Here is a 22,203-nt window from a genome sequence, read left to right as displayed (position 1 = left end):
CCGTCCAGAATGTGGGAGCGGGCTGGCTCGCGAAAGCGTTGTGTCATTCAACAAAGACCTTGAATGTCACGCCCCTTCGCGAGCCAGCCCGCTCGCATTTTTTTGCCCTGCGACATCGTGCCGATTGGCGCTTGACCTTGCCCGCATGGCAAGGTTGATCCTTGTAGGCATCCTCTACAGGGAGTACGACCGATGTCCGAATCCATCACTTTCGATCTGCCGATTGCCGGCATGACCTGCGCCAGTTGCGCCGGACGTGTCGAGCGGGCCTTGAGCAAAGTCAGCGGCGCCAGTGCCGTCAGTGTCAATCTCGCCACCGAACAGGCCCGCGTCCAGGCCCCCGCCGACAGTCTGCCGGCCTTGATGGACGCGATAGCGCGCGCCGGCTATAGCGTGCCGCAGCAGACACTCGAACTGAGCATCGACGGCATGACCTGCGCGTCCTGCGTGGGTCGCGTCGAACGCGCCCTGAACAAAGTTCCCGGGGTGAAAAGCGTCAGCGTCAACCTGGCCAACGAGCGCGCCCACCTTGAGCTGCTTGGGCAGGTCGATGAGCAAACCCTGCTCGACGCGGTGAGCAAGGCCGGTTATTCGGCCAGCGTCTGGCAAGCCGAACACCCGCCAACCGACAAACAGCATCAACACCTGCAACACGAACGTTGGGCGCTGATCTGTGCGATCGCCCTCGCCCTACCACTGGTGGCGCCGATGCTGCTGCAACCGTTCGGCATTCATTGGATGCTGCCCGCCTGGGCGCAATTTGCTCTCGCTACTCCGGTGCAATTCATTTTCGGCGCACGCTTCTATATCGCGGCGTGGAAAGCCGTCCGCGCCGGCGCCGGCAACATGGACTTGCTTGTCGCCCTTGGCACCAGCGCCGGTTATGGCTTGAGCCTTTACGAGTGGGCCACCGCTGCCGGGCGCATGCCGCACCTGTACTTCGAAGCATCGGCGGTGGTCATCGCCCTGGTGTTGCTCGGCAAATACCTGGAAAGCCGCGCCAAACGCCAGACCGCCAGCGCCATCCGCGCGCTCGAAGCCTTGCGTCCGGAACGGGCGATTCAATTGATCGACGGTCGCGAACAGGACGTCGCCATCAGCGCCCTGCATCTGAACGACGTGGTTCTGGTCAAACCCGGCGAGCGCTTCCCGGTCGACGGTGAAGTGCTGGAGGGCCAGAGCCACGCCGACGAAGCCCTGATCAGTGGTGAGAGCCTGCCGGTGCCGAAACAACCCGGCGACAAGGTCACCGGTGGCGCGATCAACGGGGAAGGCCGGTTGCAGGTGCGCACCACCGCCCTGGGCGCCGAAAGCGTACTGGCGCGGATCATTCGTCTGGTGGAAGACGCTCAGGCGGCGAAAGCACCGATCCAGAAACTGGTGGATAAAGTCAGCCAAGTGTTTGTGCCAACCGTGTTGGTTTTGGCCCTGGCAACGCTGATCGGCTGGTGGCTGTACGGCGCGCCGATGGAAACCGCGCTGATCAACGCGGTCGCCGTATTGGTCATCGCTTGCCCCTGCGCCTTGGGCCTCGCCACGCCCACCGCCATCATGGCCGGCACCGGCGTGGCAGCGCGTCACGGCATCCTGATCAAGGACGCCGAAGCCTTGGAACGCGCCCATGAAGTCAGCAGCGTGGTGTTCGACAAGACTGGCACGCTGACCTCCGGCGCGCCACGCATCGCGCATTTCAACGCGGTCGACGGTGATCAAAACACCCTGCTGAAACTGGCCGGCGCCCTGCAACGCGGCAGTGAACATCCGCTGGCCAAAGCCGTGCTGGACGCCGCTGCCGAACGTGATCTGACGGTGCCCGACGTCAGCGACAGCCAATCGCTGACCGGTCGCGGCATTGCCGGCACTTTCGAAGGTCGGCGTCTGGCGCTGGGCAATCGGCGGATGCTCGAAGACAACGGTTTAAACGCCGGGACTCTGGGCGAATCCGCCAAAGCCTGGGAAGCCGAAGGCCGCACCCTGTCGTGGCTGATTGAACAAAGCCCCGAGCCGCGTATTCTCGGGTTGTTTGCCTTCGGTGACACGTTGAAACCCGGGGCACTGGAAGCGGTGCAACAACTGGCCGCACGAGGCATCCACAGTCATCTGCTGACCGGCGACAACCGTGGCAGCGCCCGCGTGGTGGCCCAGGCCTTGGGCATTGAAAACGTGCACGCCGAGGTACTGCCAGCCGACAAAGCCGCCACCGTCACCGAACTGAAGAAAACCGGCGTCGTCGCCATGGTCGGCGATGGCATCAATGACGCCCCGGCTCTCGCCGCCGCCGACATCGGCATCGCCATGGGAGGCGGCACCGACGTGGCCATGCATGCGGCGGGCATCACCCTGATGCGCGGCGATCCACGGCTGGTGCCGGCGGCGCTGGACATCAGCCGCAAGACCTACGCGAAGATCCGCCAGAACCTGTTCTGGGCCTTCGTCTACAACCTGGTCGGCATTCCGTTGGCAGCGTTCGGCTTCCTCAACCCGGTGTTGGCCGGCGCGGCGATGGCGCTGTCGAGCGTCAGCGTGGTGAGCAATGCGCTACTGTTGAAAACCTGGAAGCCCAAGGATCTGGAGGAGCACCGATGAACATCGGCCAAGCAGCCAAGCACAGTGGCCTGAGCGCGAAAATGATCCGCTATTACGAGTCGATCGGTTTGCTTAAAGCGGCCCATCGCACCGACAGCGGCTATCGGATTTACGGCGACGATGATCTGCACACGCTGGCGTTCATCAAGCGCTCGCGGGACCTGGGCTTTTCACTGGAAGAGGTCGGCAAACTGCTGACCCTCTGGCAGGATCGCCAACGGGCCAGTGCCGATGTGAAGGCGTTGGCCCGTCAGCACATCGACGAGTTGAACCACAAGATCCGCGAGCTTGGCCAGTTGCGCGACACCCTGCAGGATCTGGTCGAGCACTGCCACGGTGACCATCGCCCCGATTGCCCGATCCTCAAGGAACTGGCGTCGGGCTGCTGCGCGCAACCCGCTCGCGCCTGATCGCCAGCCCTTTCACCGCCAGCAACGTGCCCAAGGGAATGCCGTGAAACAGCATGACCACAGCCCCCGGCGTCCACCACCCATAGAACGGGGCGGCGATCAGCATACCCACGCCGAAGCCGGTCATTTGCAGCAAGGTCAAAAAGCTGAAGATCGGCAGGCGCAGGTGTTCGGGCTCACGTTGCAGACGCGACAGCAGACCGACCTCGGAAAAGCCGTCGCCCAATCCCGCCGGCAATGAAAACAGCAACAATCCCAAAAGGCTGTGTTGCTGGAACATCAGGATGAACCCGCAGGACATCAGCGCCACGCCAAAGAAAAACCGCCGCTCCAGATGGCTGTTGTCCGAGCCTTTGAGGCGACTGGCGATCCGTGCGCCGAGCAGCTTGCCGCTGGCCCACACCGCGAGCATCAAGCCCAGGGTTGTGCTGGCCGAATCGGGCGACAGCAGTTTGGAAATGATCGGGAAACCGACGTTGTGCGCGGCGCTGCCCAAGGTGTCGGCCATCGTCACGGCGAGCATCGCGGCAATCACCGGGGCACTGCGCAGACCTTGCTTGAGGGCTGACCATTCGCCGCGTTCAGGCGCTTCATTGAGGGTCGATGGGGCGAAACGCAGCGGCACAATCAACAAAGCCGCCAGCAAATAGGTCAGCGCATTCAGGGCGAACACCGTTTCAAAATCGAAGCCTGCCACCAATAACCCCGAGACCAGACTGCCGCCGACCATCGCCGCCGACGAGGCCGAGGTGATCCAGGCATTGGTCTTGATTAACTGCGTCTGAGGAATCAAACGCGGCAACTGGCTGTTGAGGCCGATGGCGAACATCGAATTGCCCAGGCCCAGGCCGAACGCAATAAACGGCAACAGCAACGCTTGCTGAGCGACCGGCACGATCAACAGCAAACCGAGCACAGCGGCGCGTAACAGATCGAACGCGATCAGCGGTACACGCCCGCTGAAGCGTCGGTAAAACCGCGTGCCGATCAGACTGGCGAAAATCCCGCCACCGACGCGACTGGCGAGGAAGATCCCCACGCTCATGGCGCTGTTGCTCAGCAAGTAGACGTAAGTGGCCAGCGCGACCATGTTGAGGAAGGCGCCGAAATCGGAGATCAGCCGGGCAGTGATGATCAGGTGGGCGTTGCGAGGAGGGGTCACATTCAGTCCTTGAGTGCGCGCAGGCGAACAAGATTCCCATACACATTGGAGCAACACCATAGAACCTTTGGGAGCGGGCTGGCTCGCGAACGCGTTGTATCAGGCAACATTGATGACGACTGACACGCCCCTTTCGCGAGCCAGCCCGCACACAGGGGAACTTCGGTGCAGGCGAGAATGGGGCGGGCACAAAAAACCGGCCGAAGCCGGTTTTTCTAAACGATCATTGCATCCACGGTGGTGGCGGTGGTTCCTCTGACTTGCCCTTGGGCTCATCATCGGCTGCCCGAATCGCTTGCTTGCGCTCTTCGTCCAGCCGCGCCGCTTCGATCTCACGCAGCACCCCGCCGACGTCGGCCAGATCCTGCGGATCGTCGAACTCGCCGGTCAGCACGCTGCCCGGGTGCAAGATGCCGGCTTCGTACAGCGCCCACATTTCCTTGGCGTACCTGGTCTTCTTCAACTCCGGCGCAAAACGGCCGAAGTACGAAGCCATGTTGCCAACGTCACGTTCGAGCATGCTGAACGCGTGGTTGTTGCCCGCCGCGTCCACCGCTTGCGGCAGGTCGATGATGACCGGGCCGGTCGGTGTCAGCAGCACGTTGAACTCGGAGAGGTCACCGTGCACCAGACCGGTACACAACATCAGCACGATCTGCGAAATCAGGAACGCGTGATACTCGCGGGCCTGATCGGGCTCCAGCACGACGTCATTCAGACGCGGCGCGGCCTCGCCAAATTCGTCGGCCACCAGCTCCATCAACAGCACGCCATCGAGGAAGTCGTACGGCTTGGGCACTCGCACCCCGGCACCGGCCAGACGGAACAGTGCCGCCACCTCGGCGTTCTGCCAGGCATCCTCGGTCTCTTTGCGACCGAACTTGGAGCCTTTTGCCATGGCGCGAGCCTGTCGGCTGTTGCGCACCTTGCGGCCTTCCTGATACTCGGCCGCCTGACGGAAACTGCGTTTGTTCGCCTCCTTGTAGACCTTTGCGCAACGCAACTGATTGCCACAGCGCACCACATAAACAGCTGCTTCTTTACCACTCATCAGTGGACGCAGCACTTCGTCGACCAGACCGTCCTCGATCAGGGGTTCAATGCGTTTTGGAGTCTTCATCAGCTTTTATTGTGGGTCCTTTATTACCAAACACGCGAATGTCACTCGTTATACGGCAATCCTCGCATCTCGGGGAGGGGGTGCCGACCTGTGAACGTTGAAGATGCACACACTGTGCCGGAAAATCGACCGCGGCCAATCATAGCGGAGCCGGTCATGAATATTGGCAAATGGCGTTGAGGGCATTTGCGACAGAATCTGACATGACGCCATTCCCACGGTGAAATGGGCGTCAACGCTCGATAATAGCGGTAACCCCCTGTCCACCCGCCGCACAAATCGAAATCAGCCCCCGGCCCTTGCCAGCCGCGTCCAGCAACTTCGCCAAATTCGCGACAATCCGCCCACCTGTCGCGGCAAACGGGTGCCCGGCCGCCAACGAACTGCCCTTCACATTGAGACGGCTGCGGTCTATCGAGCCCAACGGCGCATCGAGCCCCAAACGGGTTTTGCAGTACTCGGGATCTTCCCAGGCCTTTAGCGTGCACAACACCTGCGCGGCAAACGCTTCATGAATCTCGTAGTAGTCGAAATCCTGCAGGGTCAGGCCGTTACGCGCCAGCAACCGTGGCACCGCATACACCGGCGCCATCAACAGGCCCTCGGCGCCGTTGACGAAATCCACCGCCGCCGCCTCGCCATCGCGCAGGTAGGCCAGGATGGGCAAACCACGTTCCTTCGCCCATTCCTCACTGCCCAGCAAGACCACAGAGGCTCCATCGGTCAGCGGTGTGGAGTTGCCCGCCGTCAGCGTGCCTTTGGCGCTTTTTTCGAAGGCCGGTTTCAGCGAGGCGAGTTTTTCCAGGGTCAGGTCCGGGCGCAGATTATTGTCGCGAGTCAGGCCAAGGAACGGCGTCATCAGGTCGTTGTGCCAGCCTTCGCTGTAGGACGCGGCGAGCTTGTGATGACTTTCAAGCGCCAGTTGATCCTGATCTTCGCGAGCAATGTTCCAGGTCTGCGCCATCAATTCGCAGTGTTGGCCCATCGACAGGCCGGTGCGCGGTTCGCCATTGCGCGGAAACTCCGGGATCAAATGGTTGGGCCGCAGTTGCAGGAAAGCCTTGAGTTTGTCACCCGTGGTTTTGGCGCGATTGGCTTGCAGGAGGATTTTGCGCAGGCCTTCGTTGACGCTGATCGGCGCATCCGAGGTGGTGTCGACACCGCCGGCGATGCCGCAATCGATCTGCCCGAGGGCGATTTTGTTGGCCACCAGCAACGCGGCCTCAAGGCCCGTGCCGCAGGCTTGCTGGATGTCATAGGCAGGCGTAGCCGGCGAAAGACGTGAGCCGAGTACGCACTCGCGGGTCAGGTTCATATCCCGTGACAATTTAAGCACCGCGCCTGCCACCACCTCGCCCATGCGCTGGCCGTGCAGGTTGTAGCGCTCGATCAGGCCTTCGAGGGCAGCGGTGAGCATCGCCTGATTGCTGGCCGTGGCGTACGGGCCGTTGGAACGGGCGAAAGGGATACGGTTACCGCCGATGATCGCGACGCGGCGCAACTGACTCATGAAAAACTCCTTATTGAATATCCTGTTTCACCTGGAACCTTGTGGGAGCCGGCAACAAAACAGCCTGGGCAAACTACTCTGCTGTTCTAGCGTAGGCCTTATTGCCTGGATCGAACGATTGATTGCCGTGGGTAGTCCACACTTTGAACCCCAACTTCTGGAGAGCGTTCCATGTCTGACCGCTATATCGACTTCGCCAATTCGTCCATCGGCCATCGTCTGGTCGGGGCTCTGGGCCTACCGTCGCCGGTGCGGCTGGAACGCTGGCAGGGCGGCCGCCTGCGGCCGGTGGATGGTGCACTGCTGATCGGGGGCGGGCCGTTGACTGAGCGCGTCAATGCGTTCGCCAACCGCCTGACCGATGCGATCTACAGCTATGGCACCGAACCGTCGATGGCCACCGCGTGGATTCCCGGCCATGGCCCGAAAATCAAGGCCGTGGTGTTCGACGCCAGTCATTTGCAGCACACCGACCACCTCAAGCAACTGCGCGAGTTTTTCCAGCCGTTGATGAAAAATCTTGAGCACAGTGCCCATCTGGTGATGCTTGGCCGAGCGCCGGAAACCCTGGAAGATCCGTTCGCCGCCAGCGCCCAACGGGCACTCGAAGGGTTTTCCCGCTCGCTGGCCAAAGAGTTGCGCAGCGGCGGCACGCTGCAGTTGATCTATGTTGGCGAAGGGGCCGAAGATCAACTGGAAGGTCCGCTGCGGTTTTTCCTTTCGCCGAAAAGTGCGTTCGTGTCCGGGCAGGTGATTCGCCTGACCGCCTGTGCGACACCGGTCACCGACTGGACACGGCCACTGGCTGGACGCAAAGCCTTGGTGACAGGTGCTGCGCGAGGCATTGGCGCCTCCATCGCCGAAACCCTGGCCCGCGACGGTGCTGACGTCATCCTGCTTGACGTGCCGCCGGCCAAGACTGATCTCGACGCCCTCGCCGCGCGCCTTGGCGGGCGAAGCATTACCCTCGACATCTGCGCCGAAGACGCTGGCGCACAACTGATCGAACAGCTACCCGACGGCCTCGACATTCTGGTGCACAACGCCGGGATCACCCGTGACAAAACTCTGGCCAACATGACCCCGGAATTCTGGGACGCCGTGCTGGCGGTCAACCTCAACGCGCCACAAGTGCTAACCAAGGCTCTGCTCGACAGCGGCACTGTGCACGACAACGCGCGAATCGTTTTGCTCGCCTCGATCAGCGGTATCGCCGGCAACCGTGGGCAAACCAACTACGCCGCGAGCAAGGCCGGATTGATCGGTCTGGCGCAAGCCTGGGCGCCGACGCTGCTGGAACGCGGCATCAGCATCAACGCCGTGGCGCCGGGGTTCATCGAAACCCAGATGACTGCCCACATCCCGTTTGGCCTGCGTGAAGCCGGGCGCCGCATGAGCTCGCTGGGCCAGGGCGGCTTGCCGCAGGACGTCGCCGAGGCGGTGGCGTGGCTGGCGCAACCGGGTACCGGCGCGTTCACCGGGCAGGCGTTGCGGGTCTGTGGACAAAGTGTTCTGGGGGCTTAGGCATGAGCATCGAATGGCACACACTGGACCGTGAACCGAGCCTTCCCGGGCTGTATGCGCGGGCAGCGACGCGACGCAAGATCACCGGCACGCAATTACCCGACAGCGGTTTGCGTTGCTTCGTTGATGTCGATGGCCAACGGCTGGCCACCTACCGCAAGGTCTGCGGTTTTGCCGACGACGGCCTGTTGCCGCCAACGTATCCACACATCCTCGCCTTCGCGTTGCAGATGCAATTGCTCACGGCCAAGGACTTCCCGTTTCCGCTGCTGGGGCTGATTCATTTGCGCAACCGCATTCGTGTGTTGCGGCCGATGGGCGGGATCAGTCGCGCACAAATCAGCGTGCGGGTGCACAATCTGCAACCGCATCCCAAAGGCGCGACGTTCGATGTGTTGACCACGCTGGATGATCAACTCGGGCCGTTATGGGAAGCCGAAAGCCAGATGCTCTGTCGCGGCGTTAAGCTCGATGGCGAACCGCTGGAGCAGCACTGGGAGCCTTCGCAATCGCTGGTGGAGGTGGCGAAGTGGAAAGCCCCGGCAGACATCGGCCGGCAATATGCCAAGGTCTCGGGCGACTACAACCCGATCCACTTGAGTGCGCCCAGCGCCAAGCTGTTCGGTTTCCCAACCGCTATCGCCCATGGCTTGTGGAACAAGGCGCGCACGCTCGCGGCGCTGGCCGATCACTTGCCCAAGGCCAACCTTGAAATCACCGTGTACTTTCGCAAACCGGTGCGACTGCCCAGCGAGGTCACACTGCTCGCCACAGCAGCGGGCTCCAGCGGAGAGTTGCAGTTGGTCGGCACGCAGAATCTGGAGCATATGGTCGGGCACTGGCAGCCGATGGGGTGACCTCATGCGCCGGGGAACACCCGTAAATTGTATATATATAACTTAAGTTTTCTTCCGGCTTTTGCCCTGACTCGAAGAACACCAAGCCTTGATTTTCAAGGCTTTTTTTTGCGCGCTTATCGCTTGGGTATTAGTCCTTAGGCACTGCGAACAGCCTATATATAAAGGCGTTAATACCATCTAGAGAATGGCGTGAATCAGCGCCCGGATCGAGATTGGCACCACGGACGAGGCATTGCCAGCGACAGACCGGCAAGCCATCGAAGACAACGAACGTTGTACCAGGTGCAAGGAATCTCAATCATGAAAACTCAAGACGTGTGGTGCAAATCAGCAATCGCTCTGGCATTGATCCTCTCCCTTGGTCTCGCTGGCTGCAGCAGCGGCGGTGGCGGCCATCACAGCAGCTCCGGCAGTTCTTCGCCAGACAGTTCAACCGCCGGCACTGGCGGGACTGGTAGCAGCGGTGGCAGCGGTGATACCGCTGGCACAGGTGGAACCGGTGGTACTGGCGGCACGGGCGGCACCGATCCGACCAACCCTACCAATCCGACTGACCCAACCGATCCGACCACCCCGACCAATCCGCCCGCCGCACGACTGGTGACCACCACCCTCGTACAGGATGTCGGCACAACCGTCAGTGGCCTCGGTGATGGCGTCGGCCAGATTGGCGACTCTTTGAGCACCGCTCCTGTGGTCGGTGGCGTCGTGCAGAGCGCGGCAAGAACCGCCGGCAATGTGGTCACGACCCTGGGTGACGGCGTCACCAACGGCATCGGCAAACTCGCCACCGACCCTAACGGCCTGACCACCACCGTGGCTTCGGTCGGTGGCGTGGTGCAGGATGTCGGCGACGGCGTGTCCGACCTCAGTGGCAAACTGGCGACCGCGACCAGCAGCGTTCCAGTGGTCGGTGGCGTGGTCACCAAAGTCGCACCGGTGCTCGACGGTGTCGGCCAGAAAGTCACCATGCTCGGCGATACCCTCAACACCACCCTCAGCAACGGCCCGACCAGCCAACTGACCAATAAACTCGGCAGCAGTCTGGTACCAGTGATCGCCATGGTCGAAAGCACCACCGACAAAGTCGGCGATGCCACCGGCCTGGGTGACCCACTCCAAGGCGTGATCCAGAAAGTAGGCAGCACCGTTGACGGTGTCGGCGACAAGGTGACTGGTGCCGGCAATGGCAATGCGCTGAGCAACACCCTCGGCGGTGCTTTGAGCAACGTAGGCACCGCTGCCGGCAAGGGTGGCGGCCTGGTGTCCAACGGCACCGGTTCCAGTGGCGGCGTGGGTGGTGGCCTTGGCGGTCTCGGTGGTGGCCTGGGCGGTACTGGCCTGCTGCAAACGGTCGGCGGCGCCGTCGTCAACGTGGGCACAGGCTTGAACGCCGGCAGCACCAATGGCGCGGTCAGTGCCGGTGGCGTGACGGCGGGCGGGCTGGGCAATGCTGTCGCCTCGCTGAACACTGTCCTCGGTGGCTCGGGCAGTCCGATCACTTCCACCACCGCGCCGTTGGCCGCGCTCGGCAACAATGTCGGCGGCGCACTCAGCCCGGTCACCAGCGCAGTCACCGGCCTGACGCAACAGGTGGGCGCCGCCACGGGTCTGGGCAGTCCTGTGGCCAGCCTCACCGGCCAGGCCGGCAGCGCGGTGAGCAATCTCGGCGGTGCGATTGCCGCCACTAATAACCCGGTCACCACCGCTGTCGGGGGCCTGGTCAGCAACGTCGGCGGTGTCGTCACTGCCGCTGGCGGTCTGGTCAACGGAGGCACCGCCAGCGGCGGCACCACCGGTGGTCTGGGCGGTGTTCTGGGTGGCCTGACGGGCGCCTTGAGCGGCAAGAACCTCTGAATTGCACCTGGCCGATTCGACGGCCGCACCTACAGCGCCTACGCTTGGTTGAGGGCGGAAGATTCCTACGAGTCTTCCGCTTTTTTCTTAGGAGAACATCAGCCCTGCGCTGTGATCTGACCACGGAGTGTCCTATGCGCTTTATGGCATCCCTGCTGTTCCTCAGTCTCAGTTCCGCCGCCCTCGCCGACACCCTCCCCAGCTTCCTCAATAGCAACGAAACCATTCGCAACCTGCCCGTACCCAATCTACCGGCAGACGCCTATCGTCCGACGGCTACGCCGCTGCAAGTGCCTGACCCCGGCGCAGCCGCCGCACAGCCATTGATGATGCAGACCAAAGTCAATCTCAAGACCGTGCAGATCGAAGGCGGCACGATCTATCCGCTCAACGAATTGGCCGACATCTACAAACCGCTGATCGGTCACCAGAGCAGCCTCGCCGACCTGATCGAAGCCACGCGCAACATCACCCGGCGCTACCAGCAGGATGGGTATCTGCTGTCCTACGCGTTCCTGCCGCAACAAAGTTTCGACGACGGCGTGGCGCGCGTTGTGTTGGTCGAAGGCTATGTTCGCGACATACAAATGCAGGGCGACGTCGGCCGGGTCAAAGGCCTGCTCGACAAACTGGCGGCGAAAATCCAGGCCGAACGGCCACTGACCCGCAAGACTTTCGAGCGCTACACCACGCTGATGACGCGCATTCCCGGCGTCACCATTCAGGCCCAGGTGCCGCCACCCGGCACCACCGATGGCGCCACGACGCTGGTCGCCCAGGCCAGCCGCAAACCGTTCACCAGCACACTCAGCACCACCGAAGACAACCGCAACGGCACGCAGGCCCTGCTCGGCGTCAGCAGCAACTCGCAAACGTCCATGGGCGAACAACTGACCCTCAGCGGTCTGTTCCCACCGGGTGACGACCACGAGCATTACTATCGCCTGGACTACAACCAGTTCCTCGACAGCGAGGGTACGCAACTCGCCCTGTCCGCCTCACGCTACCGTGCCGACCCCGGCACCAACGTGTTGCTCGACAATGGCCTGCAACTCAAACCGCACCGTGAGAATGATCGCTACTCGATCGGTTTCACCCTGCCGCTGATTGCAGCGTCCAACGAACTGCTGACCGCCGGCTCGCGGCTCTACGCGGTCAACGACAAGACCCGCTATAAAGTGATCGGCTACCCGCTGAGCGTCGAGGAGCGCACCGACATCCGCGCCCTCGCCTTCGAAAGCGACTGGCGCAAGGCCGATGCCCGGCAACTGCGCATCCTCAGCGGCGGCCTGTATCAAGGGCTGGACAGCATGGGGGCGAAAACCAACAACAGCGCGCTGGACCTCAATTTCTTGCGTCTGCGCCTGTCCGGGGTGCAAAGCGACAAGTTCCTCGACAACTGGCAAGGCGTGCTCTCGGCCGCGTTGTACTGGAGCGACGACACCTTGCCCGACAGCGAACGCGCGGTATTTGGCGGGCAGAATTTCGGTCGCGGCTACCCCGACGATCAGGCGTCCGGCGACAAGGGCTGGGGGGTGGCGTACGAGGTCAACTACAGCTTCAACCGCGACGGCAACTGGCTGCGCATCCTGCAACCCTACGTGGTGCTCGATCGCTCGCGCAGTTGGTTCAATAAACTGCCGGTGCAGGCCAACAATCTGTCGTCGGCGGCAGTCGGGCTGAGGTTCGGCGATGCCAAGTACTACAACATTTCGCTGGAGGCAGCGAAGGCAATGTCGGATGAAGCACTGGACACGTTCAACCGCCGGGCACGGTACAGCATCAGTTTCAGTTATCAGCTATAGAAACGGCTGGCGCCTGTCAGAACGCTTTCGCGAGCAAGCCCGCTCCCACAGGGGTATGCATTTCAAATCGTGGAATGCATTTCAACCTGTGGGAGCGGGCTTGCTCGCGAAGAACGATGACGCGGTGTCGAGGCGGGGTCAGAACGCGTAGCGCACTTTCGCCGTGAAACCATCGGAGTCAAACCCGCTGGCCGTCACGTAGTTGTAGGAACCACCGACGCTCCACGCGCCCATTCGGTAGTTGGCGCCCAGGCCCAGTTCATAGCTGTCACGCACAGGCGTAGTGCCGCGACTAGTAAAAGAGTCACCGCCCAGGACAAACGATGAGGTGGTGGAGACCTTATCGCCAATCACGTCATGCCAGGCCATCAGCTTCGCTTCAGGTTCAAGACTGCCGGTGCCAACAGCAAACGCGGCAGCCAGACGCGCGCCCATGCCCAGCTCACCGACTTCGTAACGCTGGCTGCCGACATTCAACGCCGCAGCACTGCCCTTCTCGCGGTACGAGTCCATCCCCACATGGGCGTAGCGCGCGCCGACCTGCGGCTCAAGCACCACATCCGGGATCAGGCGCAGGCTGTATCCGGCCAAGGCACTCACGCCCAATACATCACTGTGGTAATCACCCTTGGCGCGGGTGCCGGCGATGTAGCGCTTGGACTCGTTGTCGTTCCACCCGTACATCAACGAGGTATCGACGAACCAGTTGTCATGCACCCAGTTGCCGTACACGGTCAGCGCGTGACCAGTCACTTTGGTCTTACTGCCCAAATCAGACTTCACATTCGAGTCGAGGTAGCTGTAAGCCAGGCCCACCATCGTGTCGGCGTTCAACTGGCCGTCTGCACCCACGGCAATCCCGTGACTGTCGGCGTCATAACCGGCCACGCCACGGCGTTCGTCCTGATTGGCGTCGTTGCTCAAGGCTTGCAGCCACACGCCTCTCTCCGTCGAACCGATTGCATTACGCGCACGGCTGGAGCGCTCGTTGATCACGCCAGAAACCAGCGTCTGACTGTTGGTGGCGGCGTGCAGCACACCACGGCTGACGTCCGGGCTGAGGGACTCGGATAACTGTGCCAGTTGCGCATCTGTGCTCGCGTTGGCGAAAGCCTGGAACACCGGGTCCTGCTCATCGATTTGCGACATGACGCTGGAGAAGCGCCCAATCGCTGTTGCCGCGTTGCGACTGCCGCCAACCGCCAAGGTGTTCTGGGCCAAGACCTCACTCGACTTGGTCGTCACCACGGACGTAATGTCGTTATTCGTGACACCGAAACTCTTCACATCCAGCAACGCAGAGGAGGACGTCACGGTCAGGTTGTTGCCACCAATCAGATTGCCCGAACTGATCAACGTGTAACGCGTGCCGCCCGGGGTCACGCGAAAATCACCGGAGCGTGCGAGAAGTCGCAGTTGTGCGCCCGGTGCGATATCGGTAGTGCCCGTGACCTTCAACACTGGCAGCGACGGGTTGGTGTCATTACCCAGGTACATTTCAAGCACGGAGTCGGACTCTTCCATGTCGAAGTCGCCAATGATCGTGGTATGCGGTCGCATCAAGGTGAGCGTGCCATCTTCGATCGTGACGTAGCCGGACTTGATGGTCGAACCGTCAAAAATTGCATCGCCGTCGATTTTTACACCGGTCAGCCCTAACAGATCACCCTTCACGGTGCCGCCAAAGAAATTGAAATAGCTTTCGCCGTCATCGATTTGAATGGCTGCTTTACCACCCTCGATCAAACCGGTCAGTTGGTAAATGCTGAAAGGACTGCCACCGGCCGGTTGGCCGCTGACGTGCACGCCGATGGACTCGCCGGAAATCGTGCCGTAGTTGAACAACATGAACGTGCCTGGACTCGACGCACGATCGAAGGTGACCCCCTCCAGATTGAGCGCTTCGGCATTGGCACCGCTGGCACGAATCGTCCCGTAGTTACTGATACTGCCCTTGACTGTCGCGCCATCGAGAAATACCCCCAGCGCATCCGTGCCGCTGGCACTGATGGTGCCGCTGTAGGTGTTAAGGAACGAGCCCATGTTCGTATGCACCAGCATCACGCCGCTGGAGGTAGCGCCGCTGACATCGATACTGCCGGTATTCATAACGGCGCTGCCCACCGTACTGCCGATATCGGAAATACCGGTTGAGCTCCCCGCCCCAGCCAACCCATGTACAGAAATCGAGCCGTCGTTGATCAGGCTCAGCGTGATGTTGCTGTCCACCGAACCTGAGGAACCAAGGTTGATGCCAACACCGTGAGTGGCGCCGTCAATGCGGATGCTGTCATTGTTGCGCAACTGCCGTGCTCTGAGCCCCTTGAATTGAGCGCCGAAAGTCAGCCCCGGCGCTGCCACGGGTGTGGCGTTCAAGTTGCCGTGCAGGTCGACCAATCCGGTGGTGTTCAGCAGATTGCTGTCCAACGGCGTGGTGCTGATGTCGTAATCAATATCGGCGACAGCGTTGCCGGTGTGCACAGCGGCGGCAATGGAGAGCGCCAGCAACGAGTGGCGCAAGCGAACGGTATTCAAAGAGATTCCCTTCCGAAACAACCAAAAAACAGTTTCAGCAGGGCTCACACATTCAATCAGGCATCCCTACCGACCCCACCAGACCACCTGGTTCGGGCGCGGTGAAATCTACACGAGCCATCACTTTGACACCACTAAAACGTCAATGCGATGGCGTCAATATTTAAGGCGGTATCTATATCGGAATGCATCCAGCATGAGATGGATCGTATGGACGGGCCTCTTCGCGAGCAAGCCCGCTCCCACAGGGGTATGCATTTCAAATCGTGGAATGCATTTCAACCTGTGGGAGCGGGCTTGCTCGCGAAGAACGATGACGCGGCGAGCCTGTTGAATACTGTCAGCCGCCGCCACCCGTTCCACTGCTGACCTTGCCACCCTGCTCCTGATCGAAAAACGGCGGGATCTCATGCTGGTAGCTTTTCAGCCAACGCTGCATCACCAGTTCGCGCTCAGTCGGCGTCTGGGTCTGAGGTTTGGGCGAGGCCACTTTGTTGCGGCTTTGCAGCAGCAGCCAGCCTTCGGTTTCCTGTTGCTGGGCCGAGGCCGGGCCGGCGTCGATGGCGTGACTGGTGAGCGGCAGGGCCAGCAAGCCCAGGCAAACAATGATGGCTTTCATCGCGGGTCTCCTTATTTGAGCATCGCCGTAACGGCGGCGGGAGATGGGCTCGGCACTTTGAGTTTTTCCGCGCGGCTCTGTGCTTCGCTGAACTGTGCGGGGCTCAGGCCGAGACGGCTGACCAGTTCGGCGGCGCGGTTCCAGTCATCCTGATACAGCAACAGCGTGACCAGATTCAGTGCGGCCAATTGATCGCTCTGCTTGAGTTCCATGGCGGTGAGAAACTCAAAACGCGCATCTTCGATACGCAATTGATTGAGGTAGACCACTCCCAGATCGTTGCGGATTTTTTCGTCGGTCGGGGCCAGGCGTGCGGCGCGTTGCAGGTGCGCCTGCGCCTGGCCGTAGTCGGACTTCGCGGCCGCGAGTTGGCCCAGACCATGTTCGGCTTCGGCCGCCAGGCAGGTGCCGAGCAAGCTGCGATACAACGGTTGGGCCTCGCTGCGACCGAGCAAGCGGTAAACCCTGGCCTTGCGCAGACGCACATCGGCGAGGTTGTCCGGCAGGCTTTGCAGGTTGGCCAGACTGGCGTGGAGCTTGCCTTCGTTGGCCATGTCGTCGGCCAGGTTCAGCGACAGTTGCTGATCGGAACTCAACTTGCCGCAACTGGCGCTGCTGGTCAGCGCCTCCCAGGGGTTTTGCCCGGTGTTGGCACAGCCACCGAGCAACAACAGGCAAACACCAGCCATCATTGCTTTCATCACCACTCCTTCATGCCCCCAATGCCTTGGCCAGGGCGGTGAAGCCCGGGCCGGCCAGGACGATCAATAATGCAGGGAAGAGAAACAGCATCATCACGACGGACATTTTTGCCGACATCTTCGAAATGTATTCCTGCAGGCGCGTGAGGCGCCGGTCATCGAGCAGTTGCTTGAGCGACAACAGCGATTTCATCGCCCCACCGCCCTGATGCAGCAACTGCTGGAGAATCACGCAGGTGTCGGTGAACTCATCCACCGCCAACAGTTGCGTGGCCTTGTTCAGTTCTTCGCCCAGTTCAAGGCCCGAGTCGACCCGGGCCAGCACCAGGCGCAACTCATGAGTCAGCACGGGGAGCAACGCTTGGCCTTCATGGCTCAGCACACGCAGTGCCTGCTCCACGGCCATGCCGGACTCGAAGAGGATGCGCAGCAACGGAATAAACGTGCCGATCTCACTGGCCAGTTGTTTCTGTCGCTGGGCAACGGCCATCACCAGCAACCGCTTGGGCAGCAGGTAGCCGACGCCGAGGGCGAACAACGGCGCGATCCATTGTTTTTCCACGGTGGGGAAAAACACCGATTGCAACAGCACTGCCAGGGCCAGCATCAACAACGGCGCACCGATCTGACACGCAGCGAACAGCGAACGCTGGCGTGCGCTGCGCCAGCCGAGACGGCTGAGCAGGGTTTGCGTTTCGTTGTCGAGCTTGACGCTGTGCTGCCCGACCTTGCTCTCGCCGAGCGACTGCAACAGGTTGCCGAGGCTGTTTTCGCGAATCAGGTCGCCGTCCAGTCGCCGGATGATTTGCCGCGCGCGGCGACGCTGCTCCAGCAGATGGGCGATCAGTAACACGGCGGCGCCGAGCAACAACAAGGCGCTGATCATCAGAGGCGTCGTCATAGGCTGCGCAACATCCGCCAGAGCAACAGACTGCCGATCACCTGCATGCCGAACGCCGTGGCGAGCATTCGCTGCCCGGACGGGTCGTGCCACATGGCGACCAGATAAACCGGATTGGCCATCAGGAAATACCCGGCCATGGCAATCGGCAACAATCCCAGCACCCACGCGGTGAGGCGGGTTTCACCGGTCATGGCGCGTAATTGGCGCGCAGCCTGATCGCGTTCGCGGATCATCTTGATCAGGTTTTCCAGCAACTCACTGGCATTGCCGCCATAGCGATGATTGACCTTGAGGCCGAGGGCGAACAGACGAAACTCGTCTCGCTCGTAGAGTTCGGCCAGATCCGACACCGCGTCCGGCAAACTCACCCCCAACTGGACGTTGCGCTGCACCCGGCCCATGGCGTTTTTCAGCGGTTCTTCGCTGGCCTCGATGCCACCGAGCACCGCGTCGGCCAACGTGCGACCCGACTTCAGGCTGCGCACGGTGTAGTCGAGCAGTTGCGGCAGTTGCTCGATCATCCGTCGCAAGCGCCGTTGGTAGCGCCAACTGACGTACAACCGCACGGCCACTGGCGGCAACACCACCATCACCAGTACGCCGATCCATCCGGCGAGCGCCAGACCCAGCACGATGGCGAACATCCAGAGCAAGACCCATGCACCAAGACGTTCGGTCGGCCGCCCCAGGCCCGCGCGCAAGAAGGCCCGTTCAAGGCCAGCCCAACGCGTTGGGGGGGCGTTTTCATGCGGCAGTCCCTCATTCAATCGCTCCATTACACGAGTGGCACCGCTCAGACGCCATGCCTTATAGAACAGACGCATGGATTGCCCGAACAACGCCAGACTGAGCAAGTACAGCAGCAGCGGTTTAAGCATGCCGTGGCCCTCAGTGCGCGAGCGTCGATTCGTGGCGCAGCTTGTCGCCGGCCGGGTTGACCGCCTCACGCAGAAAACCGACGCCTGTGCGCCGGTCGAGGCGGAACAAGGTGTTGGTGACATAGACGTCCTCGCGCACGCCCACCACTTCCACCACTTCGCTGACGCAGCGCCGACCATCGGGCAGGCGCGTCAGTTGAATCACCACATCCAGCGCGGCGCAGATCATCTGGCGCAGGGTGCGTTCGGCGATGGCGCGACCGGTCAGGCCCACCAGGGTTTCCAGGCGCAGCAAGGCATCCTGGGCATTGTTGGCGTGCACGGTACTCATGGAGCCGTCGTGACCGGTGTTCATCGCCGTCAGTACATCAACCACTTCGACGCCTCGGATCTCGCCCAGGATGATCCGGTCGGGACGCATCCGCAGGGCGTTGCGGATCAGGTCGCTGGCCTTGACCTCGCCATGGCCCTCGGCATTCGGTGGCCGGGTTTCCAGACGCACGACATGCGGGTGGCCGAGCTGTAATTCGGCGACATCTTCAATGGTGACGAGACGTTCGCTGGGGTTGATCAACTGGCTGAGAATGTTCAGTAGCGTGGTTTTGCCCGTACCGGTGCCGCCGCTGATGAGAATGTTGCAGCGCTTGCCCACCGCCTCCTGAATGAAATCGTAGATCGCCTGATCGATGGTTTGCATCGCCATCAGGTCAGTGCTTTTGAGCATGTCCTTGCGAAACTTGCGGATCGACAGGCATGGGCCGTCGAGGGCAATCGGCGGGATGATGGCGTTGACCCGGCTGCCATCGGGCAGGCGCGCATCGACCATCGGTGACGACTCGTCCAGACGCCGACCGAGCGGCGCCAGGATGCGCTGCATGACGCGCTCGACGTGGTGAGCATCGATAAAACGCAGGTCGCTGAGGTGCAGCAGGCCATCGCGTTCGATAAACACTTTGTGCGGGCCGTTGACCAGAATCTCCGTCACCGAACTGTCGCGCAGCAGCACTTCGAGCGGGCCGAAGCCGGTCAGTTCATCAACGATTTCTTCGGCCAGACGCTCCATTTCATAACGGGAAATCGCCAGGTGCAGGCGTGCGATGTATTCGGCGACTTTGTCGATGACGAATTGCGCCAGCACCTGCCGCGAGCCCTCCAGCAGGTTTTTCCCGGACTCTTCGATGGCGTCGATGATGTAGCGGTGCAGCACCAGTTTCAGGCCATCGTGATCGGTATTACCGGTCGCCTGGCGCTGTGGGCCGCCAAACAATTGCTCGCCGTTCATGAGGTGCCTCGCAAGCGGTCGAACCAGGTGACCTTCGGTTTGGTCAGGCCTTCAGAGCGTTTTGCCAATCGCTCGCCGAGGGTGCGCAGGCTTTGGCTGAGGGCTTCGCGCGGCGCCAGTTCGAACAGGGTCACGCCTTGATTTTTGGCGTTGAGGCGCAGTTCCGGGCTGTAGGCGAGCACGGCGATCACTTCCAGGCCGAAGGTTTTGCCCAGTGCCTCTGAGTCGGGCGCAACGTTGCGCAGGTAGCGATCCACCAGCAAGCGGCCGTGGTCGAGTTTCACGCCTTTCTCGCGCCACTGGTTCAGCACCGCCAGATTGCGCCGGCAGTCGAGCACGTTCTGGTCGGTGTACCACAGCAACTTGTCGCAATGGCTGACAAAGGTGCGCAGCGCTTCGCTGTCAGGCTGGCCGGTGAGGTTGACCACGATGTGCTGGAAGTGTTGGCGCAAGGCGCTGAGCAACATGTACAGCTCCGCAGTGCTGGTGCGCTCCAGCGGCTCATCGGCAGGGGCATAGGCGAGAATGCGCAGACCGGCTTCGGTGCTGGTGAAGGCGCTGTCGATCAGGGTCGCGTCGAGGCGTCGCAAGTGGCGCAACGCATCGCCGAAATGGAAGGAACTCTCCAGCCCCAGCAAGGCCAGACTGTCACCGTGGGGCAGCCCCAGATCCAGCAACAGGGTTTGTTGACCACTCTTGTGCACCACCAGCGCCATATGGTTGGCCAGTAGTGCGCCGTCCGCATCGCTTTGCACACCGTAGAGCACCGTCAGCCCACCCAACGGGGTGTTCGGCGTCACCGCCGGCAGACGTTTACTCAGGCGCCGCACCAGCCCGGCGACTTCGCTGGAACGTGAGCCGTAGGCAACAAAGTCTCGCGCGCCGGCCCGCATGGCATTGAGTACAAGCTGATTGTCCATGCCGTCACCGAGGGCGACGATGGCGAGCATCGGTTTGGCTTCCAGAACGCCTTCGATCAACGCGCTCTGGGCCACCAGATGTTCGGGGTCGAGCCCGACGAAGACGAGGCTGGCGCAGGTGACGTCGACCAGCGCCAGCAGCTCATCAAGACTGCCGCCACCGGCACTGACCACCTGCCCCAGCGGTGCTAGCGCGCCTTGCAGCCACTCAAGATCGGTGTCGTTTCGGGTGATGGCGAGGAAGGTCTGATTCAGGCTCTGGCTCATTGCGATAATCCGCTGCGTTTATCGAAGTTGCCGTTTTCAAGGAAGTACAGGCGATACCAGTTGGGGTCGTAGTTGCGCAGTTTTTCCCCGGGCAGCGAAGGCAGTGGTGCATTGACCGCCAGGGGTTGAACCAGGTGCGGGGTGACGATCATCAGCAGTTCACGCTCCTCGCGGTTGATCGATGAATTGCGGAAAAACGCGCCGATCACCGGAATGTCACCCAGCCCTGGAAATTTGCTCACCTGGGAAGCATTTTGCGTGCTGATCAAGCCGCTGATTACGAAGCTCTCGCCGTCGGCCAGCGAGATGCTGGTATCGGTGCGGCGGATAGTGAAGGCCGGCACCGTGGTGCCGCCGATGGTCACGCCATTGTTGTAGTCCAGTTCACTGACTTCCGGGGCGACCTTGAGGGCGATGCGGTCACGGCTGACCACGGTCGGGGTCAGCGTCAGACGGATGCCGAATTCCTTGTATTCGATGGAATAGCTGTTGCTGTTGGCACTGGGCACCGGGATCGGGATTTCGCCACCGGCCAGAAAACTCGCGCTCTGACCGCTCAACGCCACCAGGCTGGGTCGCGCCAGAGTGTAGGCGAAACCGCTGCCCTCCAATGCATTGACGATGCCGAGAAATTTACTGCTGCCGCCGCCCCAGACAATGTTGAACATGTCGTTGGCCAAGGGAATGTTCGGCGCAGTGATCGGCACCGTACCCGGCCTGACTCCGGTGCCGGGCACCGTGCCCGGAGTGCCGAACAGGAAGTTGTTCGAACCCTTGCCGTAAATCGAAGTGCCGGCCTCTTTGAGTTTGGTACGGCTGACTTCAACAAAACGTATGTCAGTCTGCACCTGCGAGGGCAAGGTCGGATCATCCGTGGCCGGCAGGGAAACGGTCTTCATCGCTGCACTGGCCTTACCTTGCACGAACACCATGCTTTGCCGTGGAGCACTGGCGCAGGCCGTCCAGATCATCAGCGTGGTTGCGCCGGGCCCAACGCCTGTGAGCAACACGGCCTTATCGCCGGTGGCACGCACGTCGGCGATTTTCGGATCGCCTACAGCGACCCGCGTGATCGCCACCGGCGATTGCAACGCCTGCTGCAAACCTTCGCCGACTTCCAGCACCGAGGGCAATGGCCCCAGCGCGGCGCAATTGCCGGTGGCGGCGACGGCGCTGCCGATCGAGGTGACACTCAGCAGCGAGGCCCAGAGCAAACCGTTGAACAGAGGCGTAAAGCGTATGCGCATGTAAAGGCGTCCTTGC

17 protein-coding genes are annotated in these 22,203 nt (G+C 61.6%); 6 read left to right on the top strand and 11 right to left on the bottom strand.

The features are described from left to right. Positions 1–192 precede the first annotated feature (192 nt). Both ACIOWA_RS10305 and cueR read left to right on the top strand, forming a co-directional pair. Positions 193–2,586 (top strand): heavy metal translocating P-type ATPase, encoded by a 2,394-nt coding sequence (locus tag ACIOWA_RS10305; protein WP_401159662.1) that lies wholly within the window; start codon positions 193–195, stop codon positions 2,584–2,586. Then, positions 2,583–2,996 (top strand): Cu(I)-responsive transcriptional regulator, encoded by a 414-nt coding sequence (gene cueR, locus ACIOWA_RS10300; RefSeq protein ID WP_339431883.1) that lies wholly within the window; start codon positions 2,583–2,585, stop codon positions 2,994–2,996. The genes ACIOWA_RS10305 and cueR overlap by 4 nt, the downstream gene beginning before the upstream one ends. Here the strand turns inward: cueR and ACIOWA_RS10295 are convergent. The 3 genes from ACIOWA_RS10295 to ACIOWA_RS10285 form a co-directional block, all read right to left on the bottom strand. Next, positions 2,950–4,158 carry an MFS transporter gene (locus ACIOWA_RS10295; RefSeq protein ID WP_401159658.1) on the bottom strand — a complete coding sequence of 403 codons (1,209 nt, stop codon included), beginning with the start codon at positions 4,156–4,158 and terminating at the stop codon, positions 2,950–2,952. The two genes, cueR and ACIOWA_RS10295, sit on opposite strands and share 47 nt — an antisense overlap. Positions 4,159–4,381: 223 nt before the next feature. After that, complete coding sequence (locus ACIOWA_RS10290) at positions 4,382–5,278, bottom strand: PA4780 family RIO1-like protein kinase (protein ID WP_339431881.1); 897 nt, start codon at positions 5,276–5,278, stop codon at positions 4,382–4,384. Between the two features lie 232 nt (positions 5,279–5,510). After that, the gene (locus ACIOWA_RS10285) at positions 5,511–6,788 is read right to left on the bottom strand and encodes an acetyl-CoA C-acetyltransferase (protein WP_339464630.1); all 1,278 of its coding nucleotides are present in this window, start codon (positions 6,786–6,788) and stop codon (positions 5,511–5,513) included. A gap of 171 nt (positions 6,789–6,959) precedes the next feature. Here ACIOWA_RS10285 and ACIOWA_RS10280 point away from each other — a divergent pair, with 171 nt between their 5' ends. From ACIOWA_RS10280 to ACIOWA_RS10265, 4 genes are all read left to right on the top strand, one after another. Beyond that, on the top strand, positions 6,960–8,312 hold the full coding sequence (locus tag ACIOWA_RS10280; protein WP_339431879.1) for a 3-oxoacyl-ACP reductase: 1,353 nt from the start codon (positions 6,960–6,962) through the stop codon (positions 8,310–8,312). A 2-nt stretch (positions 8,313–8,314) separates the two neighbouring features. Then, the gene (locus tag ACIOWA_RS10275) at positions 8,315–9,169 is read left to right on the top strand and encodes a MaoC family dehydratase (RefSeq protein WP_401159654.1); all 855 of its coding nucleotides are present in this window, start codon (positions 8,315–8,317) and stop codon (positions 9,167–9,169) included. A gap of 303 nt (positions 9,170–9,472) precedes the next feature. Then, positions 9,473–11,029: a collagen-like triple helix repeat-containing protein gene (locus ACIOWA_RS10270; RefSeq protein WP_401159651.1), complete on the top strand. Its 1,557-nt coding sequence runs from the start codon at positions 9,473–9,475 to the stop codon at positions 11,027–11,029. A 134-nt stretch (positions 11,030–11,163) separates the two neighbouring features. Then, positions 11,164–12,834: a ShlB/FhaC/HecB family hemolysin secretion/activation protein gene (locus ACIOWA_RS10265; protein WP_401159648.1), complete on the top strand. Its 1,671-nt coding sequence runs from the start codon at positions 11,164–11,166 to the stop codon at positions 12,832–12,834. Positions 12,835–12,972: 138 nt separating this feature from the next. Here ACIOWA_RS10265 and ACIOWA_RS10260 read toward each other — a convergent pair whose 3' ends face one another. The 8 genes from ACIOWA_RS10260 to ACIOWA_RS10225 form a co-directional block, all read right to left on the bottom strand. Beyond that, complete coding sequence (locus ACIOWA_RS10260) at positions 12,973–15,369, bottom strand: autotransporter outer membrane beta-barrel domain-containing protein (RefSeq protein WP_339464625.1); 2,397 nt, start codon at positions 15,367–15,369, stop codon at positions 12,973–12,975. Positions 15,370–15,709: 340 nt separating this feature from the next. Continuing rightward, a complete protein-coding gene (locus ACIOWA_RS10255; protein ID WP_339464623.1) occupies positions 15,710–15,988 on the bottom strand; it encodes a DUF3613 domain-containing protein in 279 nt (92 codons plus the stop codon). Between the two features lie 11 nt (positions 15,989–15,999). After that, positions 16,000–16,689 (bottom strand): hypothetical protein, encoded by a 690-nt coding sequence (locus ACIOWA_RS10250; protein WP_339431874.1) that lies wholly within the window; start codon positions 16,687–16,689, stop codon positions 16,000–16,002. A gap of 10 nt (positions 16,690–16,699) precedes the next feature. After that, positions 16,700–17,590 carry a type II secretion system F family protein gene (locus ACIOWA_RS10245; RefSeq protein ID WP_221732776.1) on the bottom strand — a complete coding sequence of 297 codons (891 nt, stop codon included), beginning with the start codon at positions 17,588–17,590 and terminating at the stop codon, positions 16,700–16,702. After that, positions 17,587–18,471, bottom strand: a complete 885-nt coding sequence (locus ACIOWA_RS10240; RefSeq protein ID WP_339431872.1) for a type II secretion system F family protein — start codon at positions 18,469–18,471, stop codon at positions 17,587–17,589. Before ACIOWA_RS10240 ends, ACIOWA_RS10245 begins: the two co-directional genes overlap by 4 nt. Before the next feature lie 10 nt (positions 18,472–18,481). After that, complete coding sequence (locus tag ACIOWA_RS10235) at positions 18,482–19,753, bottom strand: CpaF family protein (protein WP_339431871.1); 1,272 nt, start codon at positions 19,751–19,753, stop codon at positions 18,482–18,484. Continuing rightward, complete coding sequence (locus ACIOWA_RS10230) at positions 19,750–20,940, bottom strand: pilus assembly protein (RefSeq protein WP_221732779.1); 1,191 nt, start codon at positions 20,938–20,940, stop codon at positions 19,750–19,752. The genes ACIOWA_RS10235 and ACIOWA_RS10230 overlap by 4 nt, the downstream gene beginning before the upstream one ends. Continuing rightward, a complete protein-coding gene (locus ACIOWA_RS10225) occupies positions 20,937–22,187 on the bottom strand; it encodes a type II and III secretion system protein family protein (protein WP_339431869.1) in 1,251 nt (416 codons plus the stop codon). The genes ACIOWA_RS10230 and ACIOWA_RS10225 overlap by 4 nt, the downstream gene beginning before the upstream one ends. Between the last annotated feature and the right edge of the window lie 16 nt (positions 22,188–22,203).

Source organism: Pseudomonas sp. NPDC087614 (genome assembly GCF_044743485.1).
GTDB lineage: Bacteria > Pseudomonadota > Gammaproteobacteria > Pseudomonadales > Pseudomonadaceae > Aquipseudomonas > Aquipseudomonas baetica_A.
Note: the sequence above shows the minus strand (reverse complement) of the source record. Positions and strands in the feature narration are given on the sequence as shown.